A 16469-nucleotide genomic window follows, 5' to 3' on the forward strand; every position below is an offset into this window, starting at 1 on the left:
CTGTCCTTAGTACGAGAGGACCGGGATGGACGTACCGCTGGTGCATCAGTTGTTCCGCCAGGAGCATGGCTGAGTAGCTACGTACGGACGGGATAAGCGCTGAAAGCATCTAAGCGTGAAGCCCCCCTCAAGATGAGATTTCCCAGTATGTAAGACCCCTTGAAGACGACGAGGTAGATAGGTTGGAGGTGGAAGCACGGTAACGTGTGGAGCTGACCAATACTAATCGGTCGAGGGCTTATCCAAATCTTAAAACGCAGATTCGTTTCGGATTCAGTTTTCAGGAATGAAGGTTCCTGTATGGATTTACATGGCTATATCAATTGGAGAGATACCCAAGTGGCTATAAGGGGACCCTCTGCTAAGGGGTTAGACTGCGTAAGCGGTGCGAGGGTTCGAATCCCTCTCTCTCCGCCATTTCAAATCCATTACTACATTATTGTGGCGGCGTAGCTCAGCTGGCTAGAGCGTACGGTTCATACCCGTGAGGTCGGGGGTTCGATCCCCTCTGCCGCTACCATAATACCTGGAGGCTTAGCTCAGCTGGGAGAGCATCTGCCTTACAAGCAGAGGGTCGGGGGTTCGAACCCCTCAGCCTCCACCATTTTTATCCTTTTGATTTAGTTTTTACACCGTGCCGGTGTAGCTCAACTGGTAGAGCAACTGACTTGTAATCAGTAGGTTGGGGGTTCAAGTCCTCTCGCCGGCACCATTTTTTAATAATTGCGGAACCGTGGTGTAGTTGGCCTAACATGCCTGCCTGTCACGCAGGAGATCGCGGGTTCGAATCCCGTCGGTTCCGCCATTTTTATGTTTTAAGGCTTGTTTATATGGCTCGGTAGCTCAGTCGGTAGAGCAAAGGACTGAAAATCCTTGTGTCGGGGGTTCGATTCCCTCCCGCGCCACCATATTGTGGAGGCTTAGCGAAGTGGCCAAACGCATCAGACTGTAAATCTGCTCACGTACGTGTTCGGTGGTTCGAATCCATCAGCCTCCACCAGTTTTATGAGCCATTAGCTCAGTTGGTAGAGCACCTGACTTTTAATCAGGGTGTCGAAGGTTCGAGTCCTTCATGGCTCATTCCAATCTGAAAGTCATCACCTTTAGGTGGTGGCTTTTTTGTATTTTCATGATTTCTAATAGTATGTTTTGAGCTTGGGTTGAGAAGGGCCATTTCTGCTCTCATTTATTTAGGATAATTGTATTTTATTGCTGCTGCACATAGTCAAACTTATCCTAGCAAAATTCGGCTAGTTGAAACAGGGATGGTTATGAACCGCTTCCCAGAATTGCATATGGATTTGTAGCTTTCGGTCATAATCCGGTACATTATGAATTTGCCAGGAGTTTAGGGAATTCCCTTTATACAATAAACATATGTGACTGATAAAAGGTCCTCAACGACAGATATGTAGCATATGTGGGGAGCTGGGGGTGTAAAAGTACATGCTGAATAGGCTCTGTAGCCGTGAGGGAAGAGCAATCGCCGGTATTTGGTTGCATAGGAACTGAAAATGGTGAACTGCTACTTCCGGTAAATAAGGGGCACATACATGCTCGGTGATATTTTTGTTTGTCAGAACACCTTGTTAACTAAGGCGCATGTTGACGACAAATGTGATAAAATAGGCGAAAAGAGCAAAAGTGGTGGAGTATGGTGACGATGGATAGTGAGGTTTTGCGTCAAAAGTTGGAGCAGCTCACCGGAAAGAGAACTGGAATCAAACAGCTTGGGAGGCAGCATTCGGCTTCCCTTTTTGGCATAGGTACAGAAGAGCAGGAACAGCCAGTGTTCCACGAGGGACACTTGTGGGTGCCTTTGTATGAGAACGAGGGGAGAATCACGGCGATTTGGCTGGAACTCGATGGGCTGACCCCTTTAGAAGTGCAATTAGTCAATTATGCTGCGAGGAATTTCGCTATAGCCCTGAAGGCGACAGGTCTTAAGGAAGAAGGCGAACTGGAGGCCCGTCAGCTTAGCGGCTGGCTGAATGCCCAATTAGAGCAGGAGAAGAATGATGCGGAAATTCCTGATGAGATAACTTTGAAGGGGCGGCTGGTGGGGGAGATGATTCCATTCCTGCTTGTCAGCGAAAATGTTCATAACCCGCAAGTAACCTACCGTTCCCTGATGAAGCTGCTGCGGAGTTACTTCGAGAATGAAATTCTGCTTATTCCGCTTCAGGAGAAGGAATGGTTAATTTTAGCCCGTAAGGAACTGCTCACTGGCGGGGATGATAAAGATGATGAGGAAGAGAGTGCTGAGGATCTGCTGGCTCAGACTTGCATGGGATTGCATGAACTGATTGCCAGCGAGTGGGTGGGAGTATTTCACCTGGCGGTAGCACCTGCGATTATTCCTGTGAAGGGATTGACCGGGTCAGTAGCTTTGCTGCGGGAAACAATCATTTTGGGTAGGGTATTCCAGGTGGGAGACTATATTCATTTGCCATGGGAGCTCCATATGGAGCGTCTAGTCAATAGTATTCCTGATGATCGCCGAAGACAACTGCTCGGACAAATAGGAGATTATACTTCCGTGCTGGCGGATAAAGAGATGCTTCTGACACTGGAGACTTTTTTCGAGATGGACTGTAATGTTAGTGAAACAGCAAAAAAGTTATATATTCACCGGAATACGCTGCTGTACAGATTGGATAAGATCAAACAGGAGACTGGAGCCGATGTCCGGAGCTTTGGAGACGCCGCTATTGTGAAGTTAGCCATGTTATTGTATAAAGTGACGAAAAGAAAATAGGTTTTTTGTGAACCTTACAAATAGCCATCGCGGCATGTCTGGGGTAAGATAAACGTACAAGAAAGCGATTTATTTTTTAGTCTAACTAATTGACTCGAGGGGGAAATAAAATGGCAGGCGTACGTTTAGAGCATATTTTCAAAAAATACCCGGGTTCCGATAAAGCAACAGTAATCGATATCAATCTTGATATTAAAGATAAGGAATTCTTGGTACTGGTTGGACCTTCAGGTTGCGGTAAATCCACAACCTTGCGTATGATTGCTGGTCTGGAAGAAATCTCTGAAGGAAAAATGTACATTGGCGATCGTGTAGTCAATGACGTAGCTCCAAAAGACCGCGATATCGCGATGGTATTCCAATCCTACGCCCTGTACCCGCACATGAGCGTGTATCAGAACATGGCATTCGGTTTGAAACTGCGTAAAGTGAAAAAAGAAGAAATCGACAAGAAGGTACGCGAAGCTGCGAAAATCCTCGATATCGAACACTTGCTTGACCGCAAACCAAAAGCATTGTCCGGTGGTCAACGTCAACGTGTCGCACTGGGCCGCGCTATCGTACGTGATCCGCAAGTCTTCCTGATGGATGAACCTCTCTCCAACTTGGATGCTAAACTTCGTGGTCAAATGCGTGCGGAAATCACTAAACTGGTTAAACGCCTTGAAACCACTTGTATCTATGTAACACATGACCAGACAGAAGCTATGACAATGGGTGACCGTATCGTAGTTATGTATGATGGTATTATTCAACAAGCTGCTTCTCCTGAAGAACTGTACAATGAGCCTACGAACCTGTTCGTAGCCGGATTCATTGGTTCCCCTACAATGAACTTTATCAACGGTACATTGTCTGATGTTGGTGGTGCTGTACGCTTCCGTGCTGAGAACCTTGATGTTGAAGTTCCAGGCGGCAAAGCTACACTGCTTCGCAACAAAGGCTACATCGGCAAAGAAGTAATTATGGGCGTTCGTCCAGAAGATATTCACGAAGAACCAGTATTCCTGGAAGCTTCACCGAATACAATCTTCACTTCACTGGTTGATGTTACTGAAAACCTTGGTCATGAAATGCTCCTGTACTTGAGCGGTCTTGGAACTAACACTGTAATTGCACGTGTAGATGGACGTTCTACTACTCGTGAAGGCAGCAAGCCAAAATTGGCCATTGACATGAACAAAATCCATCTCTTCGATAAAGAATCCGAACTTAACATTTTGCTCGGATAAGATAGTTAGATCTGCTTGAACTAAGCCGCCTGAGAAGGCGGCTTTTTTGATAAACAGGACCAACCTTATTTATTGAAGATCCTCTACAAACCTTGCATTTGGACTGAAGCCTAGGCCCCACCAAGTGGGGCTGTTTATTTTTACATACTGATGTTCATAATATTCAGGTTATTCATCAGCTTCATGCGGGAGGAACTGCGGCTATTAAGATTGCATTCATTGACGTTATCCATTAAGATAGCAGGAGAATTACCTGCGGCTGGAATGGGAATTAGTATTAACCAAATGCGGGCGAGCGGATAACACCGCTGGTGACGAAAGGACGGACACACATGGCTAAGAAGGTAAAAGTATCCGAATTGGTGCAGCATTTTCAGTTAGAGGTTGTTTCCGGACAAGAGGGTCTGAAAAGACCTATTACAGTGGATGATTTGAATCGTCCGGGACTTGAAATGGCCGGTTATTTTGAATATTATCCGGAGGAACGTGTTCAGCTTCTAGGCAAAACCGAACTGGCCTTTTTTTCAATGCTTCCGGATGAAGAGCGCAAGAGCAGAATTCGCGGGATCTGTAACGACAATACACCGTGTATTGTGATTACGAGAGCCCTTGATGTGCCTCAGGAGCTTATCGATATTAGCAATGAAAAGGGACTGCCAGTGCTGCGAAGCTCGATGGCGACTACAATATTCTCCAGCAGACTCACCAGCTTTTTGGAAGGGAAACTGGCACCTACAGCTACGATTCATGGTGTTCTATGTGATGTGTATGGTGTGGGCATGCTCATTACCGGCAGTAGCGGTATCGGTAAAAGTGAGACAGCGCTTGAGCTTGTAAAACGCGGCCATCGTTTGATTGCCGATGATGCGGTGGAAATTCGTCAAACCTCGGATAATCAGCTGCATGGTACGGCACCGGAATTGATCCGTCATCTGCTTGAAATCCGTGGTGTTGGGATCATCAATGTTATGACACTGTTTGGTGCAGGGGCTATTCGTAATCATAAACGGATTACACTGGTGGTCAGACTGGAAGCTTGGCAGCAGGACAAACAGTATGACCGGCTTGGACTGGATGAGGAAACGACTAGGATTATTGATACGGATGTACCCCTTGTGACAATTCCCGTGCGTCCTGGACGTAACCTTGCGGTTATTATAGAAGTGGCAGCAATGAACTATCGTTTGAAGCAGATGGGCTACAATGCTGCATTGCAATTTACCAATAAGCTTACTGCCACCATATCTGAAGACATGGATGATTTGGACTAGGAGTGTGAGAGCATGTTTTTTTCATTAGCGATTGATCCGATTGTCTTCTCTATCGGTTCTCTGCCGGTTCACTGGTATGGTCTAATACTTGGTGTCGGTGCGTTGGTTGGATTACTTTTAGCCATTCAGGAAGGCAAGCGCTTCAATATTTCACAGGAATTCTTCATGGATATGTTGCTCCTTGGTTTGCCTTCAGCCATCATTGGTGCCCGTATTTATTATGTGGCATTCAAATGGGAGGATTATAAGGACAACTTTGCGGATGTCTTCAAAATCTGGAATGGCGGGATCGCTATTTATGGTGCTCTGATTGGTGCGGTTATTTGCGGTATCATATATTTTCGTTACAAAGGGTACCCCTTCTGGCGGATTGTGGATATTTGTGCACCCGGACTGCTTGCAGGCCAGATGATCGGACGTTGGGGCAACTTCGTGAACCAGGAGGCGTATGGTGGCGTTGTAGAAGAGTCCTTCCTTCGCGATAAGCTGCATCTTCCTGATTTCATTGTGAACCAGATGTACATAGGAGATGCTTTTCATCACCCCACATTCTTGTATGAATCCCTCTGGAGTTTACTGGGTATCCTGCTACTAATGGTCCTGCGCCGGCAAAAGTTCGTGCGTGCAGGAGAAATCTTCTTGTCCTATTTCATTTGGTATTCCATCGGCCGCTTCTTTATCGAGGCGCTCCGTACAGACAGCTTGGGATTTCAAGGAAACAGCGGAGTTGCATCGTTCCTGAATGGATTATGGACACCGATGAAGTGGTTTGGTTTTGAACAAGGATACCTTGATCCGGCTTACGGGAATATCCGCAGCTCGCAGCTGCTGGCACTGCTGACTATCGTAGCAGCTATAATTATAATCATTGTCCGACGGGTAACGGGTCAACCCAAGGATCATTACTCGGATCCTATTATCAGTACGAAGGTCGCTGCCGTAGATACGATAGTTCCGGACAGTGCGGCACATACGCCGCAAAGTGCCCCGCCGGTTAGACAGCCGGAACCGGACAAGACACCGGATGAAGTATCGAAGGAGTAGCGGAAACTAATGATAGAATGTGTACTATTTGATTTGGACGGAACGATTGTAAATACGAATGAGCTGATTATCAACTCATTCATACATGCGCTCAGGGAGAATAATCTGCCCCCGATAACCCGGGAACAGATTATTCCTCATATGGGGACTACGCTTCAGCAGCAGATGAGAGTTTTTTCTGGTCTAGAGGATACAAGTGTATTGGAGCTTGCCTACCGGGCCTATAACAATGCTCATCATGACGAATTGATTGGTTCTTTTCCCCATGTGAATGAGACGATGGAAGAACTGTCACGGCGTGGCATCAGACTGGGAATTGTAACGACCAAGATTCGTCCGACTACAATGAGGGCGCTGGAGATGTTCGATCTGCTAAAGTATATGGAGACGATTGTTACCGTAAGCGATGTAGTTCAGCCTAAGCCACATCCGGAACCGGTTCTGAAGGCTGTCAGCAACCTGGGTGTTGATCCCCGAAAAACATTGATGGTGGGAGACAGTGTGGTTGATATTCAGTCGGCCAAGGCAGCAGGTGTCCTTGCAGCGGGAGTAGCCTGGTCACTCAAAGGTGAAGAGACATTACGGAAATATGAACCCGACTATATTATTCATGAGATGAAGGACATCTTCGATATTGTGGAGCAGGGGACGATGGGACCGTGAGAAAAGTAACCCGCTATCCCGTGGAAGGACATAATTCCCTTTGGTACATTTACCGTACGGTTAGTCCCTGGAAGGGTATACGCAATTTTATTTTTATTCAGATTGCCCGGTATTGTCCGATTCTTTCGCTGAAGAACTGGATATACCGCAGCGTTCTGGGTATGAAGGTTGGCAGGCACACGGCGTTTGGATTGATGGCCATGGTGGATGTGTTTTTCCCGGAAAAGATTACGGTGGGTGAGAATTCAGTGATCGGCTACAACACTACCATTCTCGCACACGAATACCTGATCAAGGAGTACCGCCTGGGTGAGGTCATTATAGGTGAAAATGTGCTGATCGGCGCCAATACAACGATTCTCCCTGGCGTAACCATCGGGGATGGGGCGATTGTAGCGGCAGGTTCGGTAGTGCATAAGGATGTAGCCGCAGGTTCCTTTGTTGGAGGCAATCCGCTGCGGGAGCTGAAGCCATCATCCGGGATGAACAATGAAGAAGTATTTGAAGATAAGTGATGCAATAAAAGTTGCCCTGCAGGATCAGATTGCGTGCACTTACGCAGGAACTGCGGGGTTTTGTTGTGTAAAACAGAAATGTTAAGCAACCTTTAAGTATTCAAATGGCGGATTGTGGCGATATACTTAGGTCAGACTACGTTGTCAATGTTGGACAGGCAGCAATTGATATGATTGGATACAGGCACCTGGGGTGCGAGTTCACAGGAGGAAATGAAATGAGACAAAAGGAAAGAATTCCGCAGCTGGATATATTTCGGGCAGTTGCGATATTTGCGGTGATCGCTATACATGCCACTTCACGCACACTTGCGGAGACACTGGATACCTCGATGTTCCATCCGTTTTTGTTCATTAACAAATTCAGCCAGTTCGCCGTACCTTCATTTGTCTTTCTGAGCGGATTTGTGTTGTTCTACAATTATATTGACCGTCCGCTAAGCGGAAAAACACTGGGGAAATTTTATAGCCGTAGGCTGATATATATTATTTTGCCTTATGTTGTATTTTCACTCATGTACTTCATTCTAAAGATGACAGCAGGTCATACCTGGAGTATGCCTTTGGATGAAATGGCCCGGAAGCTTGGAAAGTATCTGCTTACCGGGACAGCGTATACGCATCTGTATTACATCATCATTATTATCCAGTTCTATATCCTGTTCCCGCTCATGTTATGGTGTCTTCAGAAGGTCCGGCGTCTTGCAGCCTGGGCTCCCATAGTAGGTCTGCTGCTGCAATGGGGATTCGTGCTGCTCAATAAATACATGACCAATCACGGTTACTGGCAATTGTCCAAAGGTAGTTTGGCTATTACCTATTTCTCCTACTTTCTGCTGGGGGCGGCAATTGCCGTCTATTATGGCTCATTGAAAAAATGGCTGATCCTCTCGCGTGAGGGTTGGCGTTCCGGTAAAGGTCCGGGGTGGATTATGCTCTGGGTACTATGGGCTGCCGCTGGAATCATTCATGTAGAGCTCTGGTTCAATAACTATACGAAAAAAACGGTAATTAACAGCCTGTGGTATGAAGGCTTCTCCAATCTGCATGCACTGCTCTCCTGTATTGTGCTGCTGCAACTGTCGTTCCTGCTCTATGGGACAGGGAGGCGTCTGCTGAGCCGTCTGCTGATCTCTATCGGTGCTTGTTCCTTTGGAATCTATCTGCTTCATCCTGCGCTGCTCTTCCTGTATAGAAAACTTCCGCTTCACGGGGGTTCGCTTGCATACACGGCGGCAATTGCCGGCGGTTGGCTTGTAGCCTTGCTGGGTTCATGGCTCGTGGTTGCTCTCGTCTTCCGTTATGTGAAGCCTGCCTGGATTGTATTCGGTTCCGGACCGCAGATGCCGAAGAAAAAGGCAGCCCTGTAGCATTCATCCTATCAAAGATCATACCAAACAAAGCGCCACCATTCGCATCCTGCGACGGGTCGGCGCTTTGTTTGGTATATTAAGCAAAACGGGTAGAGCGGCTGTTACTCTCCGGCTTGTTCCCGCTGAAACTCGGCGATAGCCTGATAATGGCTCTCCAGACTGCGGTAAACGGAGATATAAATCGGCAGCAGCTGTTTATAGACGTCAGCGTGCTCCTTGATTGGATGATGCTGATGGGTCGAGCCGATCATTTTAAAAACAATATCAAAGGTGTCTGTGCGTCCGGTAGCGTAAAGGCCAAGCACAACCGCCCCCAGACAAGAACTCTCGAAGCTCTCTGGAATGACAACCTCCTGGTCGAAAATATCTGCCATCATCTGCCGCCACAGTGAAGAACGGGCAAAGCCTCCGGTGGCATGAATCTTGGCCGGCTGTCCGATCTGCTCCTCCATGGCCAGCAGCACAGTATACATGTTGAAAATGACACCTTCCAGCACGGCACGGATCATATGCTCTTTATGGTGATTCATCGTTAGGCCAAAAAAGGAACCCCGGGCATCCGGATTCCATAGCGGTGCACGTTCTCCAGTAAGGTAGGGATGGAAGAGGAGGCCGTTACTGCCCGCCGGAACCTGCTCCGCAATGCGTGTCAGCACCTCATAGGGGTCAATACCCAGACGTTTGGCTGTTTCCACCTCGGAGGCAGCGAATTCATCACGCACCCAACGGAAAAGCATTCCCCCGTTGTTCACTGGCCCCCCGATGACCCAGTGCTTCTCTGTCAGGGCATAACAGAATATCCGTCCCTTGGGATCGGTAAGCGGCCTGTCGACAACTGTGCGGATGGCTCCGCTGGTTCCGATTGTGGCAGCAACGACTCCTGGCTTAATAGCACCCACACCAAGATTGGAAAGTACACCGTCGCTGGCACCAACTATAAACAGGGTGTTTGGCAACAAACCTAGCTTCTCAGGCCAACCAGGCAGCAGGCCCTGCATACTCTGAGTAGTGGGAACAGGCTTGGAGAGATGCTCCGCGGTAATGCCGGCTATACTCAGGGCCTCCGTATCCCAGTCCAGCTGTTCTAAATTGAACATGCCGGTGGAAGAGGCTATAGAATAATCAATGACATATTCACCGAAGAGCTTGGCGAAGATGTATTCCTTAATGGAAATGAATTTGTATGTCTGGCGGAACAACTCCGGCTGCTCCTCCCTCAGCCACATCAGCTTGGTGATCGGGGACATAGGATGAATAGGTGTTCCTGTACGCAGGTATAGCTCGTGGCCGCCTAATTCGTCCCGCAGGCGTGCTGCACAGGCAGCACTTCGGTTATCTGCCCATGTAATACACGCAATCAAAGGATTCCCCGTATGGTCTACTGCAATTACACTGTGCATGGCGGAGCTGAACGAAAGAAAAAGGACAGAATCGGGCCTGATGGCGCTGTCCTTCATGACGGCTCCGACGGTATGGACTACAGCATGCAGGATCTGGTCCGGGTCCTGTTCTGCAACCGAGGATGAAGGGGTGTGCAGCGGATAGCCTTGATCCGCTTGTGCGGCAATTTTTCCGTTTTCCTCAAAGAGGACAGCTTTAGTGCTTGTAGTTCCAATATCGACGCCTAGCATATAGGATGTGCCCAATCTGCAAACCTTCTTTCCAATGAAGATGCTACCCGGATATTTAAAATGATTAGGACAGGCTGCGAATCAGCGTTTCAGAAGAATCGGCGAAATACTCCTGGACCACCTTATGGATCGTTTCACGATCTCTTGAACGAAGGGCCTCTATAACCACGCGGTGCTTCTCTGCTATCCAATGCATCCGTTCCTCTCCGAGGGTAAAGCCTTTTTCGGTAGTAATTAGAATGACGGTCATTACAATATAACGGATGCTGTTCCATAAATGAAGAATCCTGGTGTGCTTCGCTTCGGTGATAATGGATTCGTGGAAAAAGAAGTCCTGGCGGGCAAACTCAACGTAATCATTGTGCGTGATGGCCAGCTTCATTCTGTCGATACTCTGTTCGAGCTGCCGGATTAGCGCATCCTGTATATTCATGGCGAGCCGTTCTTGGGCAAAGCTCTCGATGAGGTACCGGACATCATAGAGCTCCTCAACATCTTTGATGTTCAGTCCTACAACAACGGCTCCCATTCTTTCCAGACGGATTAATCCCTCGCCAGCCAAGGTCTTGAGTGCCTCACGGACCGGAGAACGGCTAATGCCAAAATCGGCTGAAATCCGGTTCTCCGAAAGCACCTCGCCTGGTTTGATATTTTCATTTATGATTTGTAGCCTGAGTTCACAGGCAATCGATTCTCCAAGGGAAGCTCCTTGCAGCCATGTGGCAGGATAATGCATGTAAAAGGACTCCTCTGTGTAATTAGTTGCAAGCTAAGACCAAGCATTCCATTAATTTTAGCATACAATGTCTTCACCGTTCCATCCGGTAACCTGCACCTTTCCTTGCCTAGAGCGCATTCTGTAATTCAAATCAGTCCTTCTCCTGCACAACAGCGTGACCGCCAAATTCGTTGCGGAGCGCAGCGACAACCTTGCCGTGGAAAGTATCGTCCTCAAGGGAACGGTAGCGCATCAGTAGAGAGAGGGCAATAACCGGTGTGCTGGCTTCAAGATCAAGCGCAGTTTGAACGGTCCATTTACCTTCTCCCGAGCTCTGCATCACCCCGCGGATTTCGGAAAGCTTCGGGTCTTTGGCAAAAGCGTTCTGTGCAAGCTCCATCAGCCAACCGCGGATCACAGATCCATTCGACCACAGTCCGGCAACCTGCTCATAATTAAAGTCGAACGGGCTTTTCTCCAGCAGCTCAAAACCTTCGGCAATGGACTGCATCATTCCATACTCAATACCATTATGGATCATCTTCAAAAAATGGCCGCTGCCACTTTCCCCTGCGTACAGGTAACCGCGCTCGACCGCGAGATCACGGAATAGCGGTTCAATGTCCTTGAATACCTCCGGATCGCCCCCAACCATTAAGCAGGCTCCATGCTCAGCCCCCTCCGTTCCGCCGGATGTGCCGGCATCGAACAAATAAATGCCGCGCTCACTCAGCTTCCCTGCCCGTGCAATGGATTCCTTATAGTGGGAGTTGCCGCCATCAATGATAATATCCCCCGCATCCAATAGCCTGGATAGACTATCAATCACTCCTCCTACGATCTCGCCGGCAGGGAGCATGACCCAGACTATTCTGGGGTGTTCAAGCTTCGCAACCACTTCCTCCAAGGATGAAGCGGCAAGTGCGCCCCGTTCGGCTAACTGCAGCCCCATTTGCGGGTTGATATCGCTGACTACAAGCTCATGCCCATGGTTCATCAGGTTCAGTGCCAGGTTAAAACCCATTTTACCCAGTCCGATCATGCCCAATTTCATTGTAGTTCACTCCTTAGCAGATTCTCACAGTAACTTGTGTACTTGTATACAACTTTGTTTGTATCTTACTACTGCACTGAATAGCTTGTAAAGGGAAATCTTGTATGTCATTAATATTCGTGAGAGTAAGGTTCCCGACTATTAAGTGGTGTGAATGGGGGACAATATATAAAAGTTTCAACATCACTCTATATGTAAGCAATTATGCTATTCTATATATCAAAGGTTCAATTGACGTACAGGATAGTCCGTGATACGATATTGCCACTGCTTTACTTTACTACCACTGTACCATATTAAAGTGTTTATTTCCTACTATTGATGATATCTGACGAGGTGACCAATGAAGATGTCCAAACCAAAGGGATTCGAGAAGCCGGCCGGCGTGCGTGACTATCTCCCGCGTGCAGTGGCCAAACTGCGCAAGATCGAGAATGATGTGCTGTACTGCATGAGCCGCTGGGGATACCGGCAGATGATTACGCCCACATTGGAATATTACGATACAGTCGGCGTGGCCAGCTCCACATCCGACCAGAAGCTCTATAAATTGCTTAACAACCGCGGGCAGGCACTGGTGCTGCGCTCGGAAATGACGGCGCCGGTAGCGCGTGTGGTTTCTTCACTGTTAAAAGATGAGCCGCTGCCTCTCCGCCTGTCCTACCACGCTAATGTGTTCCGGGCCATTGAGGAGGAAGCGGGGCGGGAAGCGGAATTCTTCCAGACCGGGGTAGAGCTTGTCGGCGATGATTCACCAGAGGCTGATGCCGAGGTTGTGGCGCTGGCGATTTCCTCGCTGCAGGCGGCGGGAGTAAAGTCTTTCAAAATCGCCATGGGGCATGTAGGCTTCCTCGACGGGTTGTTCCAGGAGGCGGTAGCTGGTCTTCCGGAAGCACAGGAAGAACTGAAGAACCATTTGCTAAACCGTGATTATGTGGCCTTCCGCGAGACGCTCCGCCAGCTTGAGCTGACTGATGCTCAGAAGAACGAGCTGGATGGACTGCTGCGGCTGCGGGGAGGCAAGGAAATCTGCAGTCAAGCTCTGGAGCTCAGCAGCCATCCGCTGGCCCGTACCTCGATTGAGCATTTATGCAAGGTGTGGGAAGTACTGGTGTCGTATGGCGTCTCTCAGCATGTCCTGATTGATCTGACGATGATTGGCGACTTCTCCTATTATACAGGGATGACCTTTGAGGGCTATGCCTCGGAGCTTGGATTTCCGGTATGCAGCGGCGGACGTTATGACAATCTGCTGCAGCAATTCGGGCGCCCCACTCCGTCAACCGGCTTCTCTTTGAAGACGAACCGTATTCTGGACGGTGTATCCGGCGTACCGGAAGAGGAAGAGCTTCCGGTCCTGATCCAATACGACGCATCCCGGCGCAAAGAAGGACTGGAGGAGGCGGCGCGGCTGCGGGCTGAAGGCCATGTAGTGGTGACGCGGCTTACCAGCGAGGCTGGTGATCTGATGACAGTGAAGCGTTTGGACACAAATGCGGTCGAAGCGGAAGGCGAAACGTACGGAGAGATTTATACATTCGTTTCTTTTGTCAGCGAGCATGGCTAAGTTCTACATATACAGGTATATAGGCGAAGATATGGAAACGGAGGTCTATGATGATGGCGCAGATATTGAAAGTGGCCATGCCAAAAGGTCGGATTTACAATAAAGCAGCTGAGTTGTTCCGTCAAGCGGGGCTGCCGATTCCACCGGACGGTGAAGAGTCACGGAAGCTGGTGATCTCACTGCCGGAAGCGGGAATGGAATTTATCCTGGCCAAACCGGTCGATGTTCCCACTTATGTGGAATATGGTGTCGCAGATATCGGAATTGTTGGCAAAGATGTGCTTCTGGAGGAAAATCGTGATGTCTACGAGCTGTTGGATCTGGGGATCGCGCGCTGCCGGATGTCAATTATCGGTCTACCGAACTGGCAGCCGGGTATTCAACAGCGGGTGGCGACGAAATATCCGAATGTGGCATCCCGCTATTTCCGCGAGCAGGGGCAGCAGGTGGAGGTTGTGAAGCTGAATGGTTCCATCGAGCTTGCACCGCTAATCGGTCTTGCAGACCGTATTGTTGATATGGTGGAGACCGGCCAGACGCTGAAGGACAATGGGCTGGTGGAGATGAAGAGCATCTTCGAGATTACGAGCCGTCTTGTGGCTAACCGTGTAAGCTATCGGATGAAGAACGAAGAAATTCAGCAGCTGTGCGACCGTCTGCAGGCGGTTATCACCAGACCGGGAGCGGCAACGGGCGGAGTAGAGCGCTAAGGATGCAAAAGGGGGAAGCAGCGGTGAAGGTTCAATCAAGCAAGGAATTTAAGCTTCAGCGTGAAGTAGAGTACGGAACGCCTGAGCAGAATAAGGCCGTGAAAGAAATTGTGGCCGATATCAAAAAAGAAGGCGACGCGGCACTGCTCCGCTATACGGAGCGGTTCGACGGCGCTGCGCTTACTGCAGCACAGCTGCGGGTGACGGCAGATGAGCTCCAGGCCGCATACGGCAGGGTGGAGGAGTCTTTTGTAACGGCGATCCGCGCCGCAGCAGCCAATATCCGGGCGTTTCATGCCCGGCAGAAACGCAATTCCTGGATGGATCTGCAGCCGGACGGCACGATCCTGGGCCAGATCATCCGCCCGCTGAAGCGAGTGGGCGTATACGTGCCCGGCGGCAAGGCGGCATACCCGTCCTCAGTGCTGATGAACGTAATTCCGGCTCAGATTGCCGGAGTGCCGGAGATTGTGATGGTCACTCCGCCGTCGACCGGCGGCACGGAGGGCATCGATCCTTACATCCTCGTTGCCGCCGCAGAAGCCGGCGTGAACGAGATCTACCGCGTGGGCGGCGCGCAGGCGATCGCCGCACTGGCCTTCGGCACGGAGTCTATCGTGCCGGTCGATAAGATCTGCGGGCCAGGGAACATCTACGTGGCCCTGGCCAAACGCGAGGTCTACGGCGCTGTCGATATCGACAGCATCGCCGGACCGAGCGAGATCGTCGTGCTCGCCGACGATACCGCTGAGGCCGCCTACGTCGCGGCCGACCTGCTCTCGCAGGCCGAGCATGACGAGATGGCCTCGGCCATCCTGGTTACGCCATCGCAGCGCTTGGCGGAGGCCGTTGCTGCCGAAGTAGAACGGCAGCTACGTGAGCTTCCGCGCGAGGCCATCGCGCGCGCTTCCGTGGACAACTACGGCGCGATCATCGTCGTGGAGTCGCTGGCGGAAGGGATCTCCGTTGTGAACCGGCTTGCGCCGGAGCATCTGGAGGTTGTGACAGAGGATCCGATGGGTCTGCTCGGCAGCATCGAGAATGCCGGAGCGATCTTCCTGGGCCCGTACAGCTCGGAGCCGGTCGGCGACTATTTTGCCGGCCCCAATCATATTATTCCGACCAATGGCACAGCACGGTTCTCATCGCCGGTCGATGTGGATGATTTCATTAAGAAATCAAGCCTGATCTATTACAGCAAGGAAGCGCTGCTGAAGGACGGGGCGACGATTATCGAGCTGGCCCGCCGCGAGGGGTTGGAAGGCCATGCGCGTGCAATAGAGGTCAGACTGCAGAACGAAGCGAAGGGTGGAGACGGAAATGGAAAATAACAACGAGGCCCAGGCCGTGCGCCAAGCGGGACTTAGCCGCAAAACCAATGAAACGGATATCAAGCTCACTCTGGCCGTGGACGGCAGCGGGGTTTCGGAGCTGGAGACGGATGTCCCGTTTTTGAATCATATGCTGGATTTATTTACAAAGCATGGCCAGTTTGATCTGTCCGTGCAGGCGCGGGGCGACATTGACATTGACGATCACCACACCGTGGAGGACATCGGCATTTGTCTGGGACAGGCGCTTCGTGAGGCCCTGGGCGACAAAAAAGGGATAAAGCGCTACGCGAGTGTCTTCATCCCTATGGATGAGGCACTGGCTCAGGTGGTCATCGATATCAGCAACCGTCCGCATTTTGAGTACCGTGCTGCGTATCCATCACAACAGGTTGGAAGCTTTTCCACCGAGCTGGTGCATGAATTTCTGTGGAAATTCGCACTGGAGGCGCGGATTACACTGCATGTGATCGTGCACTATGGCTCGAATACCCACCACATGATCGAGGCGATATTCAAAGCGCTGGGCCGCGCGCTGGATGAAGCGACACTGATTGACCCGCGCGTGAAGGGTGTGCCTTCCACGAAGGGAGTGCTGTAGA

General features: G+C 50.0%; 14 protein-coding genes, 8 tRNA genes and 1 rRNA gene. 20 read left to right on the forward strand and 3 right to left on the reverse strand.

Annotation, left to right across the window (positions count from 1 at the left end):
* The 16 genes from A3849_RS05875 to A3849_RS05950 form a co-directional block, all read left to right on the forward strand.
* Positions 1–246, forward strand: a 23S ribosomal RNA gene (locus tag A3849_RS05875); the annotation flags it as partial.
* 79 nt (positions 247–325) lie between these two features.
* A tRNA-Ser gene (locus A3849_RS05880) sits at positions 326–417 on the forward strand.
* Positions 418–443: 26 nt separating this feature from the next.
* A tRNA-Met gene (locus tag A3849_RS05885) sits at positions 444–520 on the forward strand.
* 8 nt (positions 521–528) lie between these two features.
* Positions 529–604: transfer RNA gene (locus tag A3849_RS05890), tRNA-Val, on the forward strand.
* A gap of 32 nt (positions 605–636) precedes the next feature.
* Positions 637–712, forward strand: a tRNA-Thr gene (locus A3849_RS05895).
* Between the two features lie 15 nt (positions 713–727).
* Positions 728–805, forward strand: a tRNA-Asp gene (locus A3849_RS05900).
* A 27-nt stretch (positions 806–832) separates the two neighbouring features.
* Positions 833–908, forward strand: a tRNA-Phe gene (locus A3849_RS05905).
* Between the two features lie 6 nt (positions 909–914).
* A tRNA-Tyr gene (locus A3849_RS05910) sits at positions 915–1000 on the forward strand.
* Between the two features lie 7 nt (positions 1001–1007).
* Positions 1008–1080: transfer RNA gene (locus A3849_RS05915), tRNA-Lys, on the forward strand.
* Positions 1081–1663: 583 nt separating this feature from the next.
* Positions 1664–2758, forward strand: coding sequence for a PucR family transcriptional regulator (locus A3849_RS05920; protein ID WP_074110573.1), 1095 nt, complete (start codon positions 1664–1666; stop codon positions 2756–2758).
* A 110-nt stretch (positions 2759–2868) separates the two neighbouring features.
* On the forward strand, positions 2869–3990 hold the full coding sequence (locus tag A3849_RS05925; RefSeq protein WP_074088700.1) for an ABC transporter ATP-binding protein: 1122 nt from the start codon (positions 2869–2871) through the stop codon (positions 3988–3990).
* Between the two features lie 332 nt (positions 3991–4322).
* Entirely contained in the window at positions 4323–5261 is a 939-nt protein-coding gene (gene hprK, locus A3849_RS05930) for an HPr(Ser) kinase/phosphatase (protein WP_074088701.1), read from the forward strand.
* A 12-nt stretch (positions 5262–5273) separates the two neighbouring features.
* On the forward strand, positions 5274–6305 hold the full coding sequence (gene lgt / locus A3849_RS05935) for a prolipoprotein diacylglyceryl transferase (protein WP_074110574.1): 1032 nt from the start codon (positions 5274–5276) through the stop codon (positions 6303–6305).
* Between the two features lie 9 nt (positions 6306–6314).
* The gene (gene ppaX / locus A3849_RS05940; protein WP_074110575.1) at positions 6315–6968 is read left to right on the forward strand and encodes a pyrophosphatase PpaX; all 654 of its coding nucleotides are present in this window, start codon (positions 6315–6317) and stop codon (positions 6966–6968) included.
* Complete coding sequence (locus A3849_RS05945) at positions 6965–7483, forward strand: acyltransferase (protein WP_074110576.1); 519 nt, start codon at positions 6965–6967, stop codon at positions 7481–7483. The genes ppaX and A3849_RS05945 overlap by 4 nt, the downstream gene beginning before the upstream one ends.
* A gap of 218 nt (positions 7484–7701) precedes the next feature.
* A complete protein-coding gene (locus A3849_RS05950) occupies positions 7702–8853 on the forward strand; it encodes an acyltransferase (protein WP_074110577.1) in 1152 nt (383 codons plus the stop codon).
* 104 nt (positions 8854–8957) lie between these two features.
* Here the strand turns inward: A3849_RS05950 and gntK are convergent, their stop codons facing one another.
* From gntK to gnd, 3 genes are all read right to left on the reverse strand, one after another.
* A complete protein-coding gene (gene gntK / locus A3849_RS05955) occupies positions 8958–10487 on the reverse strand; it encodes a gluconokinase (RefSeq protein WP_074110664.1) in 1530 nt (509 codons plus the stop codon).
* A gap of 64 nt (positions 10488–10551) precedes the next feature.
* Positions 10552–11223: a GntR family transcriptional regulator gene (locus A3849_RS05960; protein ID WP_074110578.1), complete on the reverse strand. Its 672-nt coding sequence runs from the start codon at positions 11221–11223 to the stop codon at positions 10552–10554.
* Positions 11224–11356: 133 nt separating this feature from the next.
* On the reverse strand, positions 11357–12259 hold the full coding sequence (gnd, locus tag A3849_RS05965) for a phosphogluconate dehydrogenase (NAD(+)-dependent, decarboxylating) (RefSeq protein ID WP_074110579.1): 903 nt from the start codon (positions 12257–12259) through the stop codon (positions 11357–11359).
* 349 nt (positions 12260–12608) lie between these two features.
* On the opposite strand from gnd, the gene A3849_RS05970 reads away from it, so the two are divergent.
* From A3849_RS05970 to hisB, 4 genes are read left to right on the forward strand one after another with little or no spacing between them, the layout of a single operon-like run.
* Complete coding sequence (locus A3849_RS05970; protein WP_074110580.1) at positions 12609–13826, forward strand: ATP phosphoribosyltransferase regulatory subunit; 1218 nt, start codon at positions 12609–12611, stop codon at positions 13824–13826.
* Positions 13827–13879: 53 nt separating this feature from the next.
* A complete protein-coding gene (gene hisG / locus A3849_RS05975; RefSeq protein ID WP_074110665.1) occupies positions 13880–14536 on the forward strand; it encodes an ATP phosphoribosyltransferase in 657 nt (218 codons plus the stop codon).
* Between the two features lie 2 nt (positions 14537–14538).
* Entirely contained in the window at positions 14539–15867 is a 1329-nt protein-coding gene (gene hisD / locus A3849_RS05980) for a histidinol dehydrogenase (RefSeq protein ID WP_372237748.1), read from the forward strand.
* Positions 15857–16468 (forward strand): imidazoleglycerol-phosphate dehydratase HisB, encoded by a 612-nt coding sequence (hisB, locus tag A3849_RS05985; protein WP_074110581.1) that lies wholly within the window; start codon positions 15857–15859, stop codon positions 16466–16468. Before hisD ends, hisB begins: the two co-directional genes overlap by 11 nt.
* The last annotated feature ends 1 nt before the right edge of the window (position 16469 follow it).

It is taken from the genome of Paenibacillus sp. P46E (assembly GCF_001909095.1).
Taxonomy (GTDB): domain Bacteria; phylum Bacillota; class Bacilli; order Paenibacillales; family Paenibacillaceae; genus Paenibacillus_AQ; species Paenibacillus_AQ helianthi.

Bases quoted from the DNA above. Each gene is read 5' to 3' on its own strand.
- A3849_RS05970 (WP_074110580.1), top strand. From the start codon at position 12,609: ATGTCCAAACCAAAGGGATTCGAGAAGCCGGCCGGCGTGCGTGACTAT.
- gnd (WP_074110579.1), bottom strand. From the start codon at position 12,259: ATGAAATTGGGCATGATCGGACTGGGTAAAATGGGTTTTAACCTGGCA.
- A3849_RS05950 (WP_074110577.1), top strand. From the start codon at position 7,702: ATGAGACAAAAGGAAAGAATTCCGCAGCTGGATATATTTCGGGCAGTT.
- A3849_RS05960 (WP_074110578.1), bottom strand. From the start codon at position 11,223: ATGCATTATCCTGCCACATGGCTGCAAGGAGCTTCCCTTGGAGAATCG.
- hisD (WP_372237748.1), top strand. From the start codon at position 14,539: ATGCAAAAGGGGGAAGCAGCGGTGAAGGTTCAATCAAGCAAGGAATTT.
- hisB (WP_074110581.1), top strand. From the start codon at position 15,857: ATGGAAAATAACAACGAGGCCCAGGCCGTGCGCCAAGCGGGACTTAGC.
- hprK (WP_074088701.1), top strand. From the start codon at position 4,323: ATGGCTAAGAAGGTAAAAGTATCCGAATTGGTGCAGCATTTTCAGTTA.
- lgt (WP_074110574.1), top strand. From the start codon at position 5,274: ATGTTTTTTTCATTAGCGATTGATCCGATTGTCTTCTCTATCGGTTCT.
- gntK (WP_074110664.1), bottom strand. From the start codon at position 10,487: ATGCTAGGCGTCGATATTGGAACTACAAGCACTAAAGCTGTCCTCTTT.
- ppaX (WP_074110575.1), top strand. From the start codon at position 6,315: ATGATAGAATGTGTACTATTTGATTTGGACGGAACGATTGTAAATACG.
- A3849_RS05925 (WP_074088700.1), top strand. From the start codon at position 2,869: ATGGCAGGCGTACGTTTAGAGCATATTTTCAAAAAATACCCGGGTTCC.
- hisG (WP_074110665.1), top strand. From the start codon at position 13,880: ATGGCGCAGATATTGAAAGTGGCCATGCCAAAAGGTCGGATTTACAAT.
- A3849_RS05920 (WP_074110573.1), top strand. From the start codon at position 1,664: ATGGATAGTGAGGTTTTGCGTCAAAAGTTGGAGCAGCTCACCGGAAAG.